Genomic DNA, 18,177 nt, shown 5'->3' with positions numbered 1-18,177 from the left:
GAATACTAACATGAGGTGTGAGAGAGCAATGGGAAATTATAGAAAACTCATGCAAGTGATGGTGCCGCTGGTCATCAGTTGTGTCGCCGTGTATGCAGATGATGTGATCATTCCGGGAGCGGATCTGGGAAAATCAGGCACACTGCCACCCCCTCCCAGTTCGGTTCGACCGCTGCCCGATCCTGCTGCCAACATTCAACCTCAGATGCAACAGCAGATGCAGCAACAACCCGGGGCTGCCAACCCGGATGCGCTGACCCGACCCGTTCCCGGTTACCAGGGGGGAGGCTATGTCCAAGGTGGAAATCAGTACTGGCTGCCCAATAATGTCGTGCCCCAGGTAGGGTCGCCTTATTATTATAGTGCGACTCAGGGAGCAGGCGGCACGTATGGAATGACCAGTCCCCAGGTGGGAATGCAGGCGGGCCAGACCTGGTTCGGTGGCTATAATGAAGCGAATACAGGCATGCAGACGCAGGCGTTATCGGAAGATCCATACACCAAACACTTTGGTCCCGGATTCTATCGGTCGAATGAATATGGCCATTACCGCTTCCCTTCCTACAGTTATCGACGTCCCTGGTATAATCCTGGTGCACCGACTTATAACCGAGATACGAATTACCGCTGGTAAGACTGCCTGATCAACATAAATCAACGTTGATATAGAAGTTTTTCCGTGACAAACCCAGGCCCGGCGCCTGGGTTTTATTTTTGCCATAACTAAGTGTTTACCCTTAACTTGAGGATAGAAATAGGAAAAATAAGTCGAACCACTCTAATCCTGATTTCATGATTAGCCGATACAAACAATACAAAGTGGTGTGTATCTACCCGAATTGCGTTCGTCAATTTAGAAAAGCCGGTGGTTTTTCCTCGATTGGTAACTGGAACGTGGTGTGCATACATGATTGAATCAAGAAACGGATAACAGGTTAAGGATAACCTGTTATGAGTAAATGCATGTTATTACTAAATCTAAATTATGTCGTTGAGAACATCAGGCGCTGATTCAGCCCTGAGTACGAGCCTTAGTATAACGCCAAATTACCATTTTCCTGAATACAGGCAATTGGGGAGCGACAGCGGATGTTCAAGCAGAACTGCCATGGATCGGCATTTCGAATTTTTGAAACGATTTGTTTTCAAAATGCCATTAAAATCATCGCGATTACCATCGCGAGTCTATCGTCGCTCGCTCACCTTGCACTTGCACAGGGCCCCGCAATGCTGCAGATGCCACCGCGTGCCTTGCAACAAGGAGGACAATACGCCGCGCCGCCCTCTCAGGTCCAACGTCAATACGCTCAACCACCAGTACAAGTTCAACATCGAGTCTCCCCGAAATATCTGCCACAAACTCAATACCAATCCCAGACACAGTATGACCCTGCGCGCCAGGGTGTGATTCCTATTCAGGATGCGGGATCTCAGACGAACGGTCCTCAAATCCAGATGGTGCAGGACACGGGCCGCATTACCCGGAAACCTCTGCCGACTCAGATCCGGTCGACCCCCGGAATTTTTGATGAGATGGAAATTATCATCCGTCGCAGTCAGCTGATCATCACTAATTCACGTATTCGCCGGTATGCGATCGCGGATCCTTCGATTATTGAATTCGTGACCTATTCTCCCACGGAAATCTCAATTGTGGGTCTGGAACTGGGAACGACGACTTTAACGCTGTGGTTTGAAGGTGATGACACACCGATTACCTATCTCGTGCATACGATTCAGGACCCCAGCCTGGAAGGCCAGCGACGGATTGATTACGGAAAGCTGGAACGAAAAATCGCGGTACTCTTTCCGAACAGTAAAGTATATCTGATTCCTCTCTCGCGGAAAATCATTGTCAAAGGCGAGGCCTCTGATGCGACGGAAGCGGCGAACATTCTGTCAGTCATCCGCGGTGAAGTGATCAACTATGAAGGAAACCTGGGGGGACCTCAGCCTTATGGAGCCGGAGCCGCCTATGGGGGCGGTTATGGTGGAGGAGGGGGCTTGCTGGATGGGTTAGGAAACAATGGCTACGCCTCTTCCTTTATCGTCAACATGTTAGAGATCCCGGGAGAATTCCAGGTGATGATCCATGTGACGATTGCGCAAATGAACCGTACCATGATGAGACAGTTGGGTGTGGATTTGAGTGTCCTGTTTGATGGTGGTCGACAGTTTCTGGGATCTTCAATGGGGGGAGTTCCCTCAACTTTAACGGGTATCTTTGAAGCCGGCGAAGTGAATGTATTGATCAACGCATTGGCCCAGAATGGTACCACCAAAATTATGGCACGCCCGACATTAACGGTGTTGAGCGGTCACTCGGCCAGCTTTCTGGCCGGGGGGGAATTTGCCGTTCCAACAATTGTCGGTGTCGGTGGTGCCCAGGGGACCTCCACGACATTCCGCGGCTTTGGTACCTCTATCGTTGTGACTCCGATTGTGATTGATAAAGATTTGATTCGTATGCGAATCGTGCCGGAATACAGCCAGATTAATGACGGCAATTCAGTGCAGGGAATTCCCGGATTGAATTCGCGGCGGGCACAGACGACCGTCGAATTACGTGAAGGACAGACCATTGTCCTGGCTGGATTATTTGGGCATGATTCTTCAACCGGAGTAACCCGGATTCCCTGGCTGGGAGAAATTCCGCTGGTGGGGAGTTACCTGTTCAGCTCAAAACAGTCGAGTCAGGGAGAGTCGGAATTGCTGATCACAGTCACTCCCCAACTGGTACGACCGATGGAAGAGGATGAAGTGCCTCCCTATCCAGGTTTTGAAGTTACAGTGCCTCAGGATAAAGAATTATATAAATATGCGATGACAGAAGGGGCTCCGGACACAGCCGTCTATCAACTGCAGCCTTATGGTCGCGGTGCTGGCCAGGGAGTTGAAGTTGGCTACCAGCCGTTCAATCCAGCTCCTGCTTCTCCTTATTATCCACCGGCGGCTACCGGGACTTACCAGCAGGGACCTGCAGCACAGCCGATTCCACAGCCACGAAGTTCCTTCCCGACGCAACCAGTGCATCCACGAAATCCAGTACACTCGAATCAACATCAACCATTGCCTCCGCCACCAGCACCTGCGGCGAGTGGGCCACAGGCTTATGCTCCCGGACAATATCAGGGGGCACAGACACCACAACGGTCTGGCAGATTTACACAAATGATCAAAAACCGGTTCCAGAATGGTCCAGCGGAAAACCAGAACAATTCCTTTATCCAGCCTGCAGGATACGTCGATCCGAAAATGAGACGTGCCTCAGCGGAACCGCAACCTGCTCAATCCAGATTTTCCCTGTTTGGTGGGGAGTAAGTATTCAGCTTTGATTTTAGGCTGACATCAGCATGTTTACCGCATGCCGATGTATCAATTGAATTTTAATAAGCGAGATACGACAGGCTTCTATCAGGAGAAGCTTTCGTACTTTCAATATCCAGGCAGTGACAACGTTGTCGTAAAACAACTGAGGGACATGATGGCCCGTTTTTCCATAATTCAAAAACTGATTCTGACATCCGGATGTATTCTGCTGGTTGCCGGCTGCTGCCGCTGGGGAGGTGGTGGAGGCAACTGGGGTATGCATAAACGATCTTATGCCATTCCCGAGGTTTATCCTCTGGGCAGTGTGAACCGTGCGCATTACCATACGATGGAATCCAATGCGGAAGCCGTTGATTTTATTATTAATCGCAACGAATTTGTTGAAAACAGTGCCGAGCTGACGACAAACGGAAAAGATCATATTCTCGAAATTGGCGCCCGCATGCGAAGTGCTCCCTATCCTGTGATCGTCGAACGCAGTGATAATAACTATGCTCCCGAACTGGACGCCTATCGACGCCAGCTGATTGCCCGCATTCTGACCGATCTGGGTAATCAGGACGCTGATCAACGGACCATTGTCTCGACGCCTTATGGGCGATCCCTGAACTCACGCGAAGCAGAAATCGACTACTATCGATTTATCTCGACCCGAGGTGGTCTGGGTGGTGGATTCGGCGGCGGTGGCGGCGGGGGTGGTGGATTCGGCGGTGGCGGTGGTGGTGGGGGCGTCGGTTTTTAATCGATTTTAACGTCGCCTCGCAGCAGAGATCATTGAAAAACAGAAAGAAAACGCCGCAGCTGATTTGTGCTGCGGCGTTTTAAGTGTTTATTTAATAATGGTTTATCATAATTAGTTATGGGTCAGTTTTCAGCGGGCGCGGGGATCTGCCTGTCTGAGCAGCGTTTCTAAAATTCGTATCGACATGAATTGCCGATCAACATAGAATCCGCGCCTGATACCTTTCTCTCTCAGATCTAATCCTACCAAATCACAATATCACATTTCTCAGCTGTCAGTCGAATGACAGAAATTTGCTCACTGGTATTTCAGTCAGAACACGTCTTGATTTTTCTCAATCAGACTTCTGAAATTCCCTTAGCCAATTCTGATCATGATTGAAGGCTCTTAGTCCATCTCAAATTGAGTCGAATTAAACTGAGCGATCTTCCCTCGCTGAATCAAGGTTGATACCCGATGAAAGCTCGAATGTTTCAACATCTCGCAGTCCTGTCCTGCTGTTTGCTCTTATTTAATGGCTGTCAGTCCGGACCTTTTGCGCGGAGTTCACAATCCTCTGATGATCTGGCTGAGAATGTATCAGAGAAAAAGAAAGAGTCAGACATCCAGAAGAAACTGCGAGTCGCCATGGCGGAGGAGCGGAAAAAAGGAAGACAGGACCGGCACAGACGGAACAGCCAGGGAGATGACTCAGAGCAGCTGGCAGAAATTACGATTCCAGATCAGAAAACAAGCCCGTCTCCGCAGGTGGCCGAGTCCAGGGCACTGCCAATCAGTACTCCGCAGACTGCTACCACACAAGTAGATGAAGCGACGTTACAGCAGGAATTAAGTCTGGCTTACGATGCGGATCGGGCAGGGAATCTGGAAAAAGCCCAGGGTTATTACCAGCGGGTGCTGGCGATGGATGGCAGTCATTTTGAAGCCTTGCATCGTCTGGCAATCATTGAAGATAAAAACAAAAATTTTCCAGCGGCAGAAGCGTATTACCTGAAAGCCTTAAAACTGGATCCTGCCAACGCCAATCTGCTGAGTGATATCGGTTATTCCTATATGCTGCAGGGACGCGATGACTATGGTGAAAAATATCTGCGGGAAGCACTCAAATATCAACCTCGTCATGGGCGTTCGCTTGATCACCTGGGCTGGTATTATGGCCGGTCAGGTCAATATGACCAGGCGCTGGCTCTGTTTCGTATGACTGGTGGCGAGGCACAGGCTCGACAGAAATTCGCCCAGTTGTTTCCCGGTGTGAATCCCGATCAGAATCTCGCTCAATCAGGTATATCACAGCATAATGTGCAGCGGGTTGCACCTGCGAATTTGTCATCCGGCATTCAACCAGTGGAACAGGTCCAGATAGAACCGCAACAGCCAGTTCAATATGCGACGGGCCAGAATGGGTTCGTGCAAAACCAGTCACAGCCACAAGCACCTGCCATGAATCAGGCAGATCTGAATCCGACATTGCAGATTGCAGAAATGATGAGACGCGAACGGGATAAGGCAGTACAGGCGCGCGATGCCAGCCAGGAACTGCCTGCCATCAGTCCTCAGCCCTCGCTGATGCGACAAACTACCAGCGTGCCACAGAACACATTACCCTATCAGGAAAATCGTCAGCATCTGGTTCATGCCCCTCAGCCTGTTGCTCCTCCTGTGCAGTATGCAGATCCTGACGCACAGATTCAGGCATGGCCGCCAGCGGGAGATCCTGAAATCAGTCAAGCCGTGGATGCATCCAATTACTGGGCAATGAAGGAACAGCAGCAGAATCAGCCAGTCCAGCAGGCACCTCAAAATCAGAATCAGCAGTATCAGAATCAACAGAATCAGGCAGGACCGGGTTTTCCTCAGGCGCAGCAGGGACAGTATCAGAACATGCCTCAGGCAGGGCAACCCATGTATGGTAATCAGTACCAGGTACCGGGACAGTTTCCCGATTATCGCATCAATTCGACCCAGCAGAATCTGAACCGTGAAAATCAAAATTCAGGAAACCTGCAGCAGAATGCGGATCAGGCACAGATGCGAGAAGCGGCACGCACGGGAATGAATGCAGGCCCCGGACAGATGTTTCCGGTCGCCGAACAACAACAACAGCAGGCAGACGGGAATGCGGCCTTAAGGAGTTCTCAAATGCAGGTCGGAAACTTGATGCCGGCGTCTGCCCAGGTTCCGCAGCAGAATGTCTTTCAACCGGGCGGACAGAATATTCGTCAGGTGCAGTTTGATCAGCCGGCCTATCAACGGCAGCAACAGCAGCAGCCAGCCAGCGGTGTTCGTCAGGCGGGATATGAATACTCGAACCAGTCTGTCCCGCAGAATGGATATCAGGGGCAGGGAATGCAGCCCGTCCAGAATGCAGGAGGCTTTCCCCAGTTCCCTTCAGAACTTCCTCAATCAGCCATGTACTCTACGAATCCGGCTTTCGCTCCGGCAAATATGCGGACCACAGCTGGCGATTTACAGCAGGGCATGCAACAAGGTGCATATCAGTCAAGTCAACAAGCAGCAGATCAGAATCGGCAGTCCCTCATGAATCCGAATCAACCTGCCCCCTCCCGGTTCCAGTGGGGCGCTCAGCCTGCCCCGCTGCCAGGTCAATACCCGACTTCACAGGGACAATACTGAATTTACACTCATAACGTCGACTGATTAACTGGCGAGCAACTGCTGTTCAAGAGATTCGATAATTTCTTCAGTGGACCAGTCCTGTAGTGCGACCCGGATCGAATCCTGGTTTTCCAGCCATTTGCGCACTTTTTTCTCGGCGAACATCACAGTACTGTGGTTGCGGCCGCCAAAAAAATCTCCGATTTCACTGTAGGCTGCCTGTGTGAGTTTCCTGGCAAGGAACATGGCCAGCATGCGAGGCTGGCTGATGTTTCTCGACCGGCGAGAAGATTTCAAATCGGCTTCCGAAATGCCGAACGTGGAACAGACGATCTGTTTGATGTCATCCATTTTAATAATACGGATGCAGTCCCGTTCGAGGTCGGCCAGAACCTGACGCGCCATCGTCGTGGTAATTTTCTGCTTGGTCATCACATGCCAGGTCTGCAGGCAGTTCACGGCGCCTTCCAGTTCCCGCACATTATGCGAGAAGCGTCTGGCAACATACTCCAGTGCGCCGTCGGTAATGGGGGTTTTGAGCAGTAAGGCCCGCTGGCGGGCAATTTGCAGTCGCAGTTCTGTTTCAGGAGATTCCACGCGACAGACGAGCCCTGAAAGAAAGCGGGTGGTGAGTTCTTCACTCATTTTCGTTAACAGGCGGGGATGCCTGTCGGAGGAAAAGATCAGCTGTCTGCCATGGCTTTCCAGGTGTTTAATCGTATGTAGCAGTTCTTCCTGAAAATTGTGTTTGGATTCGAAAAAGTCGATGTCATCAATGATCAGCACATCCACGTTGCGAAACCGCTGACGGAAACTGGGCAATGACCGTTCAAGTAATGCTTTGGAAAAGTAATTCCCGAACGATTCTGCCGTCAGAAACACAACCTGCAGAGAAGGGTATTGCTGTCGGATTTTTCGATAGAAACCTTCCAGCAGATGCGTCTTACCCAGACCGACTCCGCCGTGGATGAACAGCGGGTTATACAAAGCCCCCGGTTGTTCACTCGCCTGGAGTGTTGCCATATAGGCAAGCTGGTTCGATTTTCCTGTGATGAAGGTCGACAGATCTGCAAAGCGTCTTCCCTTGTAGGGGGACGGTTGAGTCGATTTGTGACCGCCATCGATACGTTCTGATTTCTGGTCGGAATTCGCCAGCGGCTGGCGATCGGAATTTTCCGCGGTAGCCGTGGAAGAGTCAGGCGCACCTTTGGAATTCATTTCCGGGCCGGTCAGTTCTGGATCGACCTCAAACCGATATTCAGCCGCAGGACCAATACAGGCGATGGCCGTTGCATAGATCTCGGAGGAAAACTTTTTCTGCATCCAGGTCAGTAAGAACGGACTGGCAACTCCCATGATGAGGAGATTTGCTTCCAACTTCAGGCTGACTTTCCCTGCGAACCAGTTCTGGAAACTGCGCTGACCGACTTGCTGCGCAAGCAATCGAAGGACTGCTTGCTCGTCTGATTCGGTTGTAACAGGCCCCAGCTTGGCTTCCGTTGGTCGCCCGGCTGATTTAGCACAAAGCGTACCCTCCACTGCCAAAGACGTGGGTTGCATCTTGCACCCTCCCCCCGCGCGCAACATTCCCACCCATAATACGGGAAGGAGCGAAATCCTGCTCGTTCCGTATCGATCATGGTTGTGAGGTATATTTAGAAATGATGCGCTAAAAAGCTCCATTGTTTGCAGCGCCGAAAAGATTTAAGGCATTGGTCTTGGTCGACACTGCGTTTACTCATTCAGTGGGACTGATACTAGCTTGAATCCTCAGAGAGTCAAACAGAAACGCGGCGGAAAATTTAGAGAATTATCAGACCGAAATCAAAAGCTGTTTTACCAGCAGAAAATCACAGTTTTGGTCAAAAAATTATTTAACAGACTGATCTTTTGCCTGTGCAAAACATGTTAATGAATTTTTGGTTTTTTTCCTGAGAAATGTGAACGCATTCGCGCATGCACGCTTAATGTGTTCTGTCTGATAAAACCCGATTCTTCATAAATCTTTATCGCGTAAGAATTTTTGTGATCGACGGCAAGCATTAAAGCAGATTGATGATGGGCCAGCGCCTGCTGCAAGCCAAATTGGATCAATGCGGCGCCGTATCCCTTTCCCCGCTGTTCCGGAGCGACTCCCATGTAGACCACTTCCCAGAGATTTTCGGACCGATGTTCAGATAATAACAGGACTCCCAGGTCGGTATTTTCATGTTGAAACAGATACCAGTGTTTCTGGTCAGAATCACCTGAACTCCGGTGGGATTCCAGGGATTCTTCTGCTGTGCGGCAGTGATTGAGAGCAGGGCAGTCATATGATAACTGATGCGTCAGGTCCAGCAGTTCCAGAAAACGGTGGCGATTTGTCTGTTCATCAAAAGGGACGCTTCGGATCTGATTCGCTGACAGCAGTCCGTGAGAGCGTATCTCGGTCAGGGGGTGCCTCATGAACAGCAGATTCGTGAGGTGAGGGAATCCATTTTGTGTCAATAATCGCCTCAGGTTCAGTTGTCCGGGTTCGAGCAGCGCCTGACCGATACTGACTTCGGACTGGTCAATGCGGGCCGCCATCTCCTGCAGCAGCGCAGCGGCACAATCAGTACGTGTTGTAAATGGTGGCCAGAAAAAGGCAGTGGACGCATCTGTAAATATCAGGACGCCCGCTCCCAGCAGGATGCCATTTTCGCGGGCGACCAGCAGCTGTTTTTGACCGTATTGATTGGTTTTGATGGTTTCGAGAAATTCGTTGATCTGCAGGTCCTGATCATCTGCTGCCGCATCTGCAAAGATAAATGCGGATGCTTCAGGCCACTCTTCTGGTGACGCTTGGGAGACGGAGATCGACATAAGCAGAGTTCATTTCCTGAGACAGATTCTTGTCACCCATTTAATGAGGGGAGGTGACTTTGCTGATATCATAAAAAAAAGGCTGGTCGATTGACCAGCCTCAGTTCAGGAATGAGGAGTTGAACTTAGAATTTAACGGAATGTAACTGGTGGGTATTTACAGAATCATGCTTGAGACGAGGTAACTCGTATCCATAAGGATTCATCTGGTGATCCAGTATTTGTTTTGGTGATGCATCCCACTGTTGATCAGGAAAATCACGCAAGTTTACATTCGAAAAATTAAGATTACCCTGAGGATTGACAGGATGAATCGATTCCGATGCCGAGCCAAATGGCTGCTGCTCTGGTCGCGGGCTGTTGGTGACCAGCAGTAAAGTCAGGCAACAGGCAACCGTTGTAAGTATCGGCAGCAGGGCATTAAAACGGGTTGGCCTGCTTTTCCGACGACGGGCGGCAATTTTGGCAGACACCTGAGGCCAGACGCTATCCTGTAACGAAGGTACAGGGGCACTGTCAAACTGATTTTGCAGTGCCTCGTAGCTTTTTTGCAGCTGATCATATTGTGAGCGACATTGCTCGCAGTTTTTAAGTTGTTTTTCGAGAAGTCTGAGCTCGTCGTCTGACAGATCGTTTCCGACCGCCAGAGCGACGCGCGATTTCAAACCATTACATTGTGCGCAGTACATGTCTTGTTATTCCTTGCCCGACATGGAGCTTTCAACATTTTGACGATTAGACCACAGTTTCTGGAAACGGTTTCTTGCTTCTGCCAGTCGCCAGCGAATCGTAGCTTCTTTGCGGTCCAGAATCGCAGCGATTTCCGAAGTAGAAAAATTTTCCAGATCACGCAAGACGAGTACGGTCCGATACTTCTCAGGAATTTCTTCCAGGATGGCCTGAACTTCCTGTTTAATATCAATTTTATTCCTTGGATCCGGAACTGAGGGATCGAAAGGAGTATCTGAGGGACTGTCACTGAATAACAGCCACCAGCCTCTTCGCTTCTGTTTTCGCAGGTAATCCAGCGCCTGATTGACTCCGATCCGGAACAGCCAGGGACCAAATCTCCTGGATGTATCGAATTGATCGAGCCGCTCATAGCTTTTCAGGAATGTATCCTGTGCCAGATCTTCTGCCAGGTCCGGGCTTTTGACGAACTGAATCAGCACACGGATTAATCTGCGCTCATAACGCAGGACTAACTCGCCAAATGCACTGTCGTCACCCTTGCGAGCTGCTTCAACCAGACGGGCATCACTGGTGACACCCCCCGATGGCAAAGAGTCTCGTTCCTCAATTTTTTTATCGACCATTTCTAACTGCATGTCTACCTCCCCTCTCCGCGTTATTTGACACGCTCTGTTCTATTACTACGCCAGAGAGGGGAGAAATGATGGGAATTTAGTAAAGATTCCGGGAGAGATTCCAATATTCTCCAAATCAATTCGCCAGTATTCAATTATAACTTGCTCTCATTTGTTTTGGGGAGGATTCAGCGAATCTATTTAATAATGACGTAAGTGATTATATATCAATCAATTATGACATGGTTTAACGCCAATGTCTTGAAATATTAACCTAAAATTAGTGTCCGGACGGATACATGAGCCTCCCCCTGTTTCTGGATTCTCGGAATCGAAATAAATTCTGCAGTTTTTCTCCGCAGCGGATTTTTATTTTGAGATCGCGTGGGGTATTTCCAGCGCCGTCAGTAACCTTGTATTTTAGTCGGGTGATCTCCTCTCGGAGCGGCGCCAGTGACCCCCTGTCAGCGACGCTCTGTCAGCAGCCGCTTTTCAGGCGGTAATTCTTTCTCGGGAGCCCGGAGTTTTGTCTGGGGAAATGCGGCAGCATGCGAATTTGTTTCTGCATTACATTTGCAGGGGGATTTGTTATTCTGGAACGCTGAGACCTGAGAACTGAGCCTGTCATTTATATCCCGTCAAAGCGAGAGGACCATTTGATGATGCAATGGAAATATTGGAGTGGAATAACAAGTGCTTTGCTTCTGCTTACAGGCTGTTCAGAGGAAAAGTCTCCCTCTCCGGATTCCAGAAAGGCCGCTTCAGATCAAAACCATGCGAAGGATGCAGACATGAATACCGGAAACGAATACCAGTTGACAGTACAAAGTGAACCTTTTGGAACCACCGCCAATGGCCAGGAAATTACGCAGTTCCTGCTGTCGAATGATAAAGGGACGAACGTCAACATTATCAACTACGGTGCTATTGTAACTGCGGTTTACCTGCCCGACCGGGATGGGAAATCAGAAAATATCACACTGGGATTTGATTCCCTGGCCGCTTATGAGAATAAAGGCCCGTATTTTGGTGCGATCTGCGGTCGTTATGCCAATCGGATCAAAGACGGAAAATTCTCGCTGAACGGGAAAGAGTATCAACTGGCTCAGAATATTCCTCCCAATCATCTGCATGGAGGCGAAGCGGGCTTTGATAAAAAGGTCTGGGCAGCAGAAAGTTTCAGTACCAAAACAGAAGTCGGCGTGCGATTGAGTCTGGTCAGTCCGGATGGCGAAGAAGGTTATCCGGGTAAACTGACTTTGAAAGTCGTTTATTCGCTGAATAACAATAACGAATTGAAAATCGATTATACCGCGACCAGCGATCAGGAAACTCCCATCAATGTCACCAATCACTGTTACTGGAATCTGGCCGGTGAAGGTAAGATCCTGGACCATGAACTGCTTCTGAACTGTGACCAGTATCTGCCGGTGACGGAGGAAGCGATTCCGACCGGGGAACTGAAGTCGGTGAAAGGAACCCCCATGGATTTTACGTCCGCACACAAGATCGGTGAGCGGATCGAGCAGGTCGCAGGCGGTTATGATCATTGCTGGGTTGTAAATCCAAGTGAAAAGCAACCCACTTTCTGTGCGCGGGTTAAAGATCCCGAGTCGGGCCGTGTCATGGAAGTATTGACGACCGAACCGGGCGTGCAGTTCTACACGGGGAACTTTCTGGATGGTACGCCGGCCAGTGGCGGCTATCCGAAAAATGGCGGGTTCTGCCTGGAAGCTCAGCATTTTCCGAATTCACCCAATCAGCCGGAGTTCCCCAGTACAATCCTCAAACCGGGTCAGGTTTACCAGCAGACCACCGTCCATAAATTTTCAGTAGAATAAAAATCGCAACAGCCTGCCATGCAGCATCTCTGCCGGGAAGACTCTCATGAATGACTTATGTACCTGCGGTGACCGAATGACAGGACGCCCGAGAGGCATGGTTTTCCTGATCGTGTGTCTGTTGTTTTCCTTTGCTTCAGGCAACCTGCTGGCAGAGTCACCGGCTGGGAAAGAAGTAGAAGGACAGCCGCTGGCAGCGAATGTGAAACGGCTCATTGCTGCGCTGGACTATCTGGGGGCACCCTTACCCGCGCCGCTGGTTCAGAAACTCAATACCGCCTGTGATCAACGAGATGCTGCTAAGATTCAGAAGTTGCTCGATGCGGAAGTCCTGTGCCTCGTATCGCTGAACCCGGAAGTACGGACGAAAGTCGCTCGCGGACCTGCCGCCGCTGTGCTCCAGCAGGGTGGCTTTACGCCGTTCGTGGTGAAGGTGGTGAATCAGAGTACGGTAACCAGGCAGTTGCAGATTTCCAGTCCCCAGGCAGGCCCCGTCTATTCGGGAGCCGCATTGAATTCCCTCAAGCGGCAGGCACAACCGGAATTGAACCGGAATGAAAACAAAGCCAGCGCCACAGATCGCTTCCTGGAAGTCGAACTGTTTCAAGCGAGTCCGATGACCGTCAAACTGAGTGGTCTGGAAGTGGAATACGTGCTCGCCCTCATTTACTGTCATGAGCCAGGAAAACGGGAAGCCACTCTGGGTTTTGATGTGGGAGCAGGGACGCAGGATCTTGGTTTTCGAGGTGAGGTGCCGGTCCTGTTTGATGTGCGACCTGCGGTTCCCGTGAAACTTTCCATCAAAGACTTTGACGGAACGCCCACAGCCGCGCGACTCCTGTTTCGTGATGCACAGGAACGTGTTTATCCCCTACAGGCCAAGCGGCTGGCTCCCGATTTCTTTTTTCAACCCCAGATCTATCGGCAGGACGGGGATACCGTGATGCTGCCTGCCGGGGAACTGGAGATGGAATTCAGTCGCGGTCCGGAATATCAGAGACTGACTCGCAAGGTCAATATCACGGCAGCCTCAGAGCAGACACTGGAAGTAAATCTGAAACGCTGGGTGAATCCCCGCGTGTTCGGGTTTTATTCCGGCGATCATCACATTCATGCCGCCGGCTGTGCGCATTATGATCATCCCACTCAGGGAGTCACGCCTCAGGACATGTTCAATCAGGTCAAAGGGGAAGGCTTGAATGTGGGTTGTGTTCTGACCTGGGGCCCCTGCTTTGATGTCCAGCGTCAGTTTTTTGCATCGACTGCAGACCGGGTCAGCGAGCCCCTGACGCTGCTCAAATATGACCTCGAAATCAGTGGCTTTGGCTCGGCTGCGTTGGGGCATGTCTGTCTGCTGAATTTACAGAATCAGACGTATCCGGGCACACTGGGAACTACGACAGGCTGGCCCAGCTGGACCGTGCCCGTACTGCGCTGGTGTAAAGAGCAGGGGGGCGTGACCGGTTTTCCGCATTCGGCGTTGCGCGTCAATCCTCCCCTCGCAGCGCAACGATTAATAGAAGAGCTGGATCAGAACCAGTCGCAGACCTTGAATCCCAAGGAAGCAGCAACAGGGCTCCTGCCAGATTCATTTCAAGTAATCGACGCGGATGGAAACAGCCAGCTGTCGCAGGATGAATTGACGCAGGCGATAGAGCAAGCCGCCGACCAGCTGCCGAACCTGGCGGTTCCCGAAATGAACGGGGGCGGTGCGATGGAGATTTGTGTCAGTACAGCGGAAGGAGTTTGTGACTTTATCAGTGCCATGGATACCGAACGCATACCGGAATGGAATACCTGGTATCATATTTTAAACTGCGGTTTTCCCTTGAAGGTCAGTGGCGAAACCGACTTTCCCTGCATGAGCAGTCGGCGGGTCGGACAGGGGCGTGTCTATGTGCAGTTGGGTCAGCAGGATGAGCTTGATTTCAGCCAGTGGTGTCAGGGAATCAGACAAGGCCGCAGTTATGTTTCGGACGGCTATGCGCATGCACTGGAATTCCAGGTGAATGAGATTGCGCCCGGTTTTGAAGACATTCAACTCAATCAACCGGGCAAGGTGAAGATCACAGCGAAAGTGGCCTTCGCTCCCGAAACCCCCCGTGCGGTGGCCTACGGTCTGCTCGATCCCCCCGAAGGCCGCCGGGCATCAGGTGACACGCGTGTGCTGCATGCGCCGCGTAACTCCGATTATGTGACGGCAGGCAAACGACTCGTCGAAATCGTGGTGAATGGAAAAGTGATCGCAAAGCAGACCGTTCTCGCCGATGGAAAAATTCATTCCCTGCAGTTTGAAGTGCCGGTCGAAACCAGTAGCTGGATTGCGCTGCGTCAGTTTCCTCAGCTGCATACCAATCCGGTGAATGTCATCGTGGCGGAGCAACCCATTCGCGCCTCGCGCGAAAGTGCACAGTGGTGTGCAGAAACGATCAAGCTGCTCTGGAAAAATCGCCATCTGAAAATTGCAGAATCAGAACGTAAGTCTGCCGAGCAGACTTATCAGCGGGCCATTCAAACTTATCTGCAGCGTGCGAAAGAAGCAGTAGCGAATTGACGCTGCTTACTTGCGTCGATTCTGCACGCGAACAACCACTTTCTGACGTTGATCGCGTAACCGCTGCAGGAATTTTTTTCCGCCAATCAGCAGGCTGATGATAACGGCGATAATGATGAAGGGCATCACGTGAACCGGTTCTGTCAGATAATGCAGAATACCGTTGGGATTGACGGTTTCCTGGGCTCCATGTCCCGGATGAGCAAACAGTTGTGGGCACTGGACCAGTGTGAACAGCATAACCAGTGTCAGTTTGAATCGGTTCATTTCAAAACTCTTTCTGAATACAGAGGCGGCAGTATTATCACGGTGACTGCCTGGCGGGTTATTCTAGGTGAATCCAGCCTCAGACTCAAGTGCCGAACTGGAATCTGACGCCTCAGTTTTTCATTGTCGAGCGAATAGTTCGCCCAGATCAGTATCAACAGACAGCCACAGTCAACCCTCTGAAAACAATGGAATACGATCATTTCTGATACAGGGACGCGAACAGATCAGATTGATTCGCAGCGAACTGTCGGTATCGGAAAAAGTAAAAAAATCGGCAAATTGACAGGAACCCTGACGACTGCAATGCTTGCGCACATCTTCCGGTAACAAGAAAACGACCAGTCATATAAGCAAATGACTGGTCGTTTCTGGCAGAGCCTTCTACTCGCGTAGCAAATGTCAGATTGAGATCACTCGAAGTTGGTCAACTCGCCCCCTCGAATACTCGACAGTGACTGGTAGACATTCTTATCAATGTTTTCTGAGATGAACCGCACGCGTCCGTCGCCGAATACAAACTGCGCGCCCCCCGTATGATGGCTGCTGAAATCATCAAAATGGGCAGCGGGATCATTGGGTACATGATCGGTGGCGCCGAGCACGCGGGCAAATGTTTCTGCGCCTTCAGGGACGGCACCTACCCAGGTGGAATACCAGCCGGCGGTGGCATCGGTTTTACGTTCTCCCACAAACAGGGTCTGGGACAAGCCGTCTGTGATATCGCGAAAACGGGTATTACCGTTCTGATAAAATGTTCCGGAACTCTGGCAATTCGTTCCCGGCGTGACAATTTCACAATCGTCCAGTTCTTCACTGCCGAATACACCGATATAGTTGGCCGTCGCCAGGCGGGCCAGGACGGTTCCCGGACTGTCTTCTTCTTCCAGATCGAATGCGTTGTCAGCAGGATCAGAAGGACAGCGAAAAGCAGGTAAAACGATGTCAATCAGACCCGGGGTCTGTGCAACATCGTTGATGTCGAGATTAAAGTTGATCTTTTGGTATAACGGACTTTGGTCCATATAGGGGAGTATCATCGCTCCCCAGCCCCAGCCACTGCCGTATTCCACATTCGCGCCCACACCAGGTTGCACACCAATCCAGCCAGAGGGGAGAATGCTGTGAGTCTCATGGTAGTTATGCAACGCCAGTCCGATCTGTTTCAGATTGTTCTTACAGGTACTGCGACGGGCCGCTTCGCGTGCCTGCTGGACAGCCGGTAACAGTAAGGCAATCAGGATCGCGATAATGGCGATCACTACCAGAAGTTCAATCAAGGTGAAACCACGTCGTGTCGGCTTGATTTTCTGCATCACGCAACTCCAGGTCTTAGCGGGTAGGTATTCTATAGGGATACTGACAATGCAGTCATTATTACATAACGATTGCAGAAGTCAATGTCTAATGCAAACAAATTGTAAAAGAGTACTGTGTGCGGCACAGGTCATCTCTAACGTACTGTGGTCGCCGGGAGAACTATAATACGTCATCGTAAAATGAACTGCTGGAAAGAACGCAAACCGAACCGGATTTGTCTGTTTTTCGCAGTGATCAGGCAAAACTCAGGGGGGATTTCAGGGAACGGGGTCAGGAGAACGGGTTTTTCAGGGGAGGCCCGCTGTCGGCTCAGTCATTTTCCAGCATGGGGAATGTGGATCATGAATTATTTATGAAGGGATGTTCGGGCGAAGCAGGTAGACGGATTTCAAATTGATGTTTGTGTAGTTAAGATGGAAGTCCGTTAGTGCCGTCCCCTGTTTGTACCCGATCCCAGAGAATCGATGAATACACGCCTGTCCGAGTCGTATACTTATTGCCAGCAGCTGGCAAAACAGACTGCGGGGAATTTCTATTATTCGTTTCTGGCGTTACGGAAAGAGCAGTTCCAGGCGATGTGTGTGCTCTACGCCTATATGCGCACGGTGGACGACCTGGGGGATCAATCGGGATTAAGTCTGGACGAACGTGGGACCGCATTGCAAAACTGGCGGCGGGAATTATATCTGGTCCTCGAAGATCAAAGTGATCCGGATGCGCCGCCGTACCATCCCTGTTTCCCGGCGTTGCGGGATATGATTCAACGTTATCGGATCCCCCGTGATTATTTTTTTGCGGTCATCACCGGCGTCGAGTCAGACCTGCAACCGGTCACGTTTGCTACCTTTGAACAGTTAAAGGAGTACTGTTACCACGTGGCCGGAGTGGTCGGATTATGCTGCATTCACATCTGGGGCTTTCATGATGAGCGGGCGTTCGCAGCCGGGGTCGAATGTGGAATTGCATTTCAGCTGACCAATATTCTGCGCGATCTGGCAGAAGACATTCAGATGGGCCGCGTCTATTTGCCCCAGGAAGATTTAAACCGCTTCGAATACACGCGGTCTGATATTCAGTCACAGATTTATGATGAGCGTTTTCGCGAACTGATGCAGTTCGAAGTCGACCGTGCCCGCAGTTACTATCAGAGTTCAGAACGACTGTTTGATTATCTCTCGCCGGAAGGGCAGCGCATCCTGAAAGCCATGCACCGCATTTACGGCGGCATTCTTACGGAAATGGAACGCATGGACTATAACGTCTACGCCACCCGTTGCGGCCTGCCCCGCTGGCGCAAACTGCTGATCGCCGGCGAAGCCATCGTCGCCGCCCGCTGGTTTTCGTAAAGAGTCGAGC

General features: G+C 50.8%; 13 protein-coding genes. 7 read left to right on the top strand and 6 right to left on the bottom strand.

The features are described from left to right. Nucleotides 1-49 precede the first annotated feature (49 nt). From Pan161_RS12360 to Pan161_RS12345, 4 genes are all read left to right on the top strand, one after another. Nucleotides 50-634, top strand: a complete 585-nt coding sequence (locus Pan161_RS12360) for a hypothetical protein (RefSeq protein ID WP_145227210.1) — start codon at nt 50-52, stop codon at nt 632-634. Nucleotides 635-1,089: 455 nt separating this feature from the next. Beyond that, complete coding sequence (locus Pan161_RS12355) at nt 1,090-3,321, top strand: type II and III secretion system protein family protein (RefSeq protein WP_145227208.1); 2,232 nt, start codon at nt 1,090-1,092, stop codon at nt 3,319-3,321. Between the two features lie 43 nt (nt 3,322-3,364). Beyond that, nucleotides 3,365-4,072, top strand: coding sequence for a hypothetical protein (locus Pan161_RS30535; protein WP_232103712.1), 708 nt, complete (start codon nt 3,365-3,367; stop codon nt 4,070-4,072). A 468-nt stretch (nt 4,073-4,540) separates the two neighbouring features. Beyond that, nucleotides 4,541-6,706 carry a tetratricopeptide repeat protein gene (locus Pan161_RS12345; RefSeq protein WP_232103711.1) on the top strand — a complete coding sequence of 722 codons (2,166 nt, stop codon included), beginning with the start codon at nt 4,541-4,543 and terminating at the stop codon, nt 6,704-6,706. 24 nt (nt 6,707-6,730) lie between these two features. On the opposite strand, the gene dnaA is transcribed toward Pan161_RS12345, so the two are convergent. From dnaA to Pan161_RS12325, 4 genes are all read right to left on the bottom strand, one after another. Next, nucleotides 6,731-8,248: a chromosomal replication initiator protein DnaA gene (gene dnaA / locus Pan161_RS12340; protein WP_197995846.1), complete on the bottom strand. Its 1,518-nt coding sequence runs from the start codon at nt 8,246-8,248 to the stop codon at nt 6,731-6,733. A gap of 348 nt (nt 8,249-8,596) precedes the next feature. Beyond that, nucleotides 8,597-9,532 (bottom strand): GNAT family N-acetyltransferase, encoded by a 936-nt coding sequence (locus Pan161_RS12335; RefSeq protein ID WP_145227202.1) that lies wholly within the window; start codon nt 9,530-9,532, stop codon nt 8,597-8,599. Nucleotides 9,533-9,657: 125 nt separating this feature from the next. Further along, nucleotides 9,658-10,221, bottom strand: coding sequence for an anti-sigma factor family protein (locus tag Pan161_RS12330; protein ID WP_145227200.1), 564 nt, complete (start codon nt 10,219-10,221; stop codon nt 9,658-9,660). A gap of 6 nt (nt 10,222-10,227) precedes the next feature. Beyond that, nucleotides 10,228-10,860 (bottom strand): RNA polymerase sigma factor, encoded by a 633-nt coding sequence (locus Pan161_RS12325; RefSeq protein WP_145227198.1) that lies wholly within the window; start codon nt 10,858-10,860, stop codon nt 10,228-10,230. Nucleotides 10,861-11,630: 770 nt separating this feature from the next. Between Pan161_RS12325 and Pan161_RS12320 the strand changes: the two genes are divergently transcribed. Beyond that, nucleotides 11,631-12,680, top strand: coding sequence for an aldose epimerase family protein (locus Pan161_RS12320; protein ID WP_232103710.1), 1,050 nt, complete (start codon nt 11,631-11,633; stop codon nt 12,678-12,680). Between the two features lie 46 nt (nt 12,681-12,726). Continuing rightward, nucleotides 12,727-15,234 (top strand): CehA/McbA family metallohydrolase, encoded by a 2,508-nt coding sequence (locus Pan161_RS12315; RefSeq protein WP_145227194.1) that lies wholly within the window; start codon nt 12,727-12,729, stop codon nt 15,232-15,234. Nucleotides 15,235-15,240: 6 nt separating this feature from the next. Here Pan161_RS12315 and Pan161_RS12310 read toward each other — a convergent pair whose 3' ends face one another. Together Pan161_RS12310 and Pan161_RS12305 are read right to left on the bottom strand one after the other, a co-directional pair. Continuing rightward, a complete protein-coding gene (locus tag Pan161_RS12310) occupies nt 15,241-15,501 on the bottom strand; it encodes a hypothetical protein (protein ID WP_145227192.1) in 261 nt (86 codons plus the stop codon). A 413-nt stretch (nt 15,502-15,914) separates the two neighbouring features. Then, nucleotides 15,915-16,817 carry a DUF1559 domain-containing protein gene (locus Pan161_RS12305; RefSeq protein WP_145227190.1) on the bottom strand — a complete coding sequence of 301 codons (903 nt, stop codon included), beginning with the start codon at nt 16,815-16,817 and terminating at the stop codon, nt 15,915-15,917. A 468-nt stretch (nt 16,818-17,285) separates the two neighbouring features. On the opposite strand from Pan161_RS12305, the gene Pan161_RS12300 reads away from it, so the two are divergent. Continuing rightward, entirely contained in the window at nt 17,286-18,167 is an 882-nt protein-coding gene (locus Pan161_RS12300; RefSeq protein WP_145227188.1) for a phytoene/squalene synthase family protein, read from the top strand. Nucleotides 18,168-18,177: the final 10 nt, after the last annotated feature.

Source organism: Gimesia algae (assembly GCF_007746795.1).
GTDB lineage: Bacteria > Planctomycetota > Planctomycetia > Planctomycetales > Planctomycetaceae > Gimesia > Gimesia algae.
This window is presented reverse-complemented; position numbering and strand designations above follow the sequence as displayed.